Raw genomic sequence first — 3,829 nt, 5'->3', positions numbered from 1 at the left:
CCGGCCTATAGTATGGACGCCTATGCTAGCCAGAACCTTGCTGATGGTTCAAATGTTTAAGAAGAAGGAAGAAGGAAGAAGGAAAAATATTGCTTTGTCTAATTTTGAAGCTTTTGATCTGTCCTCACCTTTCCTTCAACTGCTGTAAAGATTGATGGTTTGATTTTTCATTGACTCCTCTGTTTGAAACTTAACTGAACTATTTTCATCCCAAGTAGATATTCTGCTGGGGTGATTTTTTTTTGATTCAATCTCATGTACAGGACGCATTTAGTAGGGGCGATTTCCTAACGGAATGCTCCTAATTACGCGAATCGCCCCTACAGATGGTGTATGACTTAATATTTTGCGTAAGTCCTGGTGTAAAAACTTGGGAAATATCTACTTCTTCCCTCTTCCTTCTTCCCTCTTCCTTCTTCCTTCTTCCCTCTTCCTTCTTCCTTCTTCAAATAGAACACATCGCCATCAAAGTACATTCCCAAACTAATCTAGGTTGGACATAGGAGAGTAAATATTTTCTAGCTGCTTCCAGATGTTTGAGACATTCCACATTGTCAAGCTGCTGCTGTTGTTTGGCCCAATAACTATGCTGTAGATAATCTATCAACCATAACTGCGCCTCTAGATCCAAATTTTTACTAATATCTCGCCCTACTTCTAGTGCTTGACGAATAGTCTTAATACCCTGAGTTACTGTTTCCAAAATATCCACAGGAATTTCTTGTAGTTGTTGCCAAGCAGCGATCGCTTCTCCTGGACTGCCTTGAGCCATCATCATTACTTCTGTATGTTTCAAAATTTCTTCATGGCCAGCTTTTTCCAATACGAGCTTCATATTCTCGTTGGCCAAGCGATAAAAAGGAATGCGCTGACATCGAGATACCAAAGTGGGCAATAATGAATCAACTCCCGGAGCAATTAAGATTAAAGTTGCCCGTTTGCCTGGTTCTTCTAAAGTCTTCAACAAACCATTTGCAGCACTTTCTCTCATTGTTTCAGCTTGTTGCAAGACTACTACGGATCTTGCAGTTTCTAGGGGAGGGCGGCCCAAAAATTCACTAATTTCGCGCACCTGTTCGAGACGAATTTGAGGTGGTGACTTGCGTTTGACTCCTGCTTCTGTTGCTTCTTTTGCTGAGAGTAGTTTTCCTTGGTGTAGATAGGTGGGTTCTACCCATAATAGGTCTGGATGGTTTCTTTTGTGAATGCGATTTTTTAGAGATGGGTTAGCGGGGGAGTGGTTATTGGAGAATAGGAGTTCAATAAAACATTGGGCAGTTAAACCCCTTCCTATTCCTGGAGTGCCTACAAATAAATAGGCAGGAGCAATACGTTGGCGAGTAACTGCTTGAGTTAATAATTCTATGGCTTGGTTTTGTCCGATAATTGGAGTCATTTCAGGGAACAGGGAACAGGGAAGAATAATTGATAATTTATGGATAATAATTGATTTTCTTTTTGATTTTTACCAGATGTCTATTAGACCTCAGAAAATTAAATCTAAAAAGATAATTTTACTCTGTTTGCTGTTTCTTCTGGTTTTCCAGAAAGTGGGAAAACTAATACGCTTTTAATATTAGAATTATCAACTAATTCGTCAAGGCGGTGTAATTGTTTATCAGTAATACCAATACCGTCATATTGTTTCGCATAATTTAATTCTTCTTGAAAGTTATCTTCATTATAAGCTTGAATAAAGACTCGATCTACTAACCATTTTTCCCAGTCTGCAGCAAAATATTTTTTCGCCCAATAAGGGTTATGATGACTAAGGTCAAAACTAACTGAATTGTTGGCTTTTTTCATTTCTGTTACCATCTGTTTGGTAAAACTTGTTAATTTCGCTGTCCGGTCTACTTTTCCTGGCAATTCTGCATGATATCCTAGATAATCATCCCATTGAACGGCATCGATTTTTGGATATTTTTTGACAAATTCAACTAAAATATTAGTAAAAAAGTTAGCTACTTCTTCTACTTCTACATCTAAGACATAATGCTCAATTCCATCGTAGGTTTTATCAACTCCAGGAACTATCCATTTTTTGGCAATTGCTAAGTCAAAAATCGGACTATTTTTATCAATTTTAATGCCTTTCTCAAAGTAAGCATGAACTTCTATTCCTTGTTTATGTGCTTCATCAATTAACCAAACTAACCATTGTTCATTAAATTCATTAGGACAGCTATTTGCCCCTAGTATTTGTTGCATTACTTCACTTTTGTACATAGTACAACCATTTCCCCAAACCCCATGAATTATGGTATTAAATCCTTGTTTTTTATAATAACGGACTCTTTCACGAATTGTTTTTTCATCTGCATTATTAGTTATGTAATAACGACTTAAGTAAATGCCTCTAATTTCTTTTTTCTCCCAAGGAGTTAAAACTTTATCGTTGAGGGAATTATTATTAGGTTTAACTGGATTAACAACCTTTTTTTTGGCAGGAATAGGCGATGGTGATTCTATTTTAGGTGAATTTGGTGAATTTTTGACGATTTCTGATGAAGATGATTGAGATGATTCGGTTTGATTTGAGTCAATTTCTTTTGATTTTAAAACAGTTTCTTTTTCAAGGGAATTATTATTAGGATTAACTGGATTAACAATCTTTTCTTCAGCAGGAATAGGTGATGGTGATTCTATTTTAGGTAAATCTGGTGAATTTTTGACGATGTCTGATGAAGATGATTGAGATGATTCCGTTTGGATTGAGTCAGTTTCTTTTGATTTTAAAATAGTTTCTTTTTCGGTTGATGTCTCTTCTGATGTTGAAGAGGGAATAGGTAGATTTGGAAATTTATCTTGGAGCCAAGAAACCACTGAATTGTCAGATACGAATTTAGACAAATCTATCTGATTTCTCTGAATAAACCACCAGTAACTTCCACCTAAAATCATCAAAAAAATTAGAATTTCTACCAAACAACCTGAATCAAAAAGACGAGAAGAATTATCCTTTTTTTTAGACATAGTAATTTCAGTTATCAGTCATCAGTTATCAGTACCTTTGCAATAAGGAGGCTTGAGATAAGGAATATTCCGTTTCTCTTGGTTGATTAAAGATGGCGAAGAGACCTCGCCATCCCACCCTACGGGAAGCTCCGCTAACGACCGCTTATTTCTCCGTTAAGATAAAGGCTTTAAACCTGAATTATTCGGCAAAATATTAATCAATTTAGATTAGATTTTTTGATTTAGTTAATCTCAATTTAATTTAATCTCCCAGAGTAACTACGTTATTACTAAATACATACAACTTATGATTGAAAAATTTCGGAAATGTCAATTAACTTAATATAGTGCGATAAAGGGGTTGATTTTTTACTCTTTCTATCCAATTTTGGACTGCTGGAAATTGGCTTAAATTAAATCCTCCTTCATCGGCAACATGGGTATAAGCAAATAAACAAATATCAGCAATAGTGTAACTATTACCTACAAAAAATTGATGATTTTCTAGATGTTTTTCCATGACATTTAAAGCAGCATAACCTCCTGTTTGTTTTTGCTTAATTTCTGCTTGATATTCTTCTGCTTTTCCTAAAATACTTATCCAATAACGAGAGGTGGCAATATAAGGTTCATGGCTATATTGTTCAAAGAATAACCATTGCATAACTTGAGCTTTTTCCCATTTATTGGTCGGTAAAAATTTTGTTCCTTCACTGAGATAAAAAAGAATTGCATTAGATTCAGATAAAAATTTTCCTGGTTCTATTTCTAAGACAGGTATTTTACCATTAAGATTTTTTTGTAAAAATTCTGGGGTACGACTTTCTCCTTTTGTAATATCAATTTCGATTCTTTCAAAAGGAATTTCTAA

The 3,829-nt window shown here is 35.2% G+C and carries 3 protein-coding genes; all 3 read right to left on the bottom strand.

The features are described 5' to 3' along the window. Positions 1 to 445: 445 nt before the first annotated feature. A complete protein-coding gene (locus tag AC3DU7_RS27990; protein WP_488042529.1) occupies positions 446 to 1,396 on the bottom strand; it encodes a DNA polymerase III subunit delta' in 951 nt (316 codons plus the stop codon). 104 nt (positions 1,397 to 1,500) lie between these two features. Next, positions 1,501 to 2,976 carry a family 10 glycosylhydrolase gene (locus AC3DU7_RS27985; RefSeq protein ID WP_488042528.1) on the bottom strand — a complete coding sequence of 492 codons (1,476 nt, stop codon included), beginning with the start codon at positions 2,974 to 2,976 and terminating at the stop codon, positions 1,501 to 1,503. A 316-nt stretch (positions 2,977 to 3,292) separates the two neighbouring features. After that, the coding region (locus AC3DU7_RS27980) for a glutathione S-transferase family protein (protein WP_488042527.1) at positions 3,293 to 3,829 on the bottom strand (537 nt) is incomplete at its 5' end.

The sequence above is a fragment of the Okeania sp. genome, from assembly GCF_983059655.1.
This window is presented reverse-complemented; position numbering and strand designations above follow the sequence as displayed.

Excerpts from the sequence above, each read along its gene's own strand:
- AC3DU7_RS27985 (WP_488042528.1), bottom strand. The coding sequence starts at position 2,976 with ATGTCTAAAAAAAAGGATAATTCTTCTCGTCTTTTTGATTCAGGTTGT.
- AC3DU7_RS27990 (WP_488042529.1), bottom strand. The coding sequence starts at position 1,396 with ATGACTCCAATTATCGGACAAAACCAAGCCATAGAATTATTAACTCAA.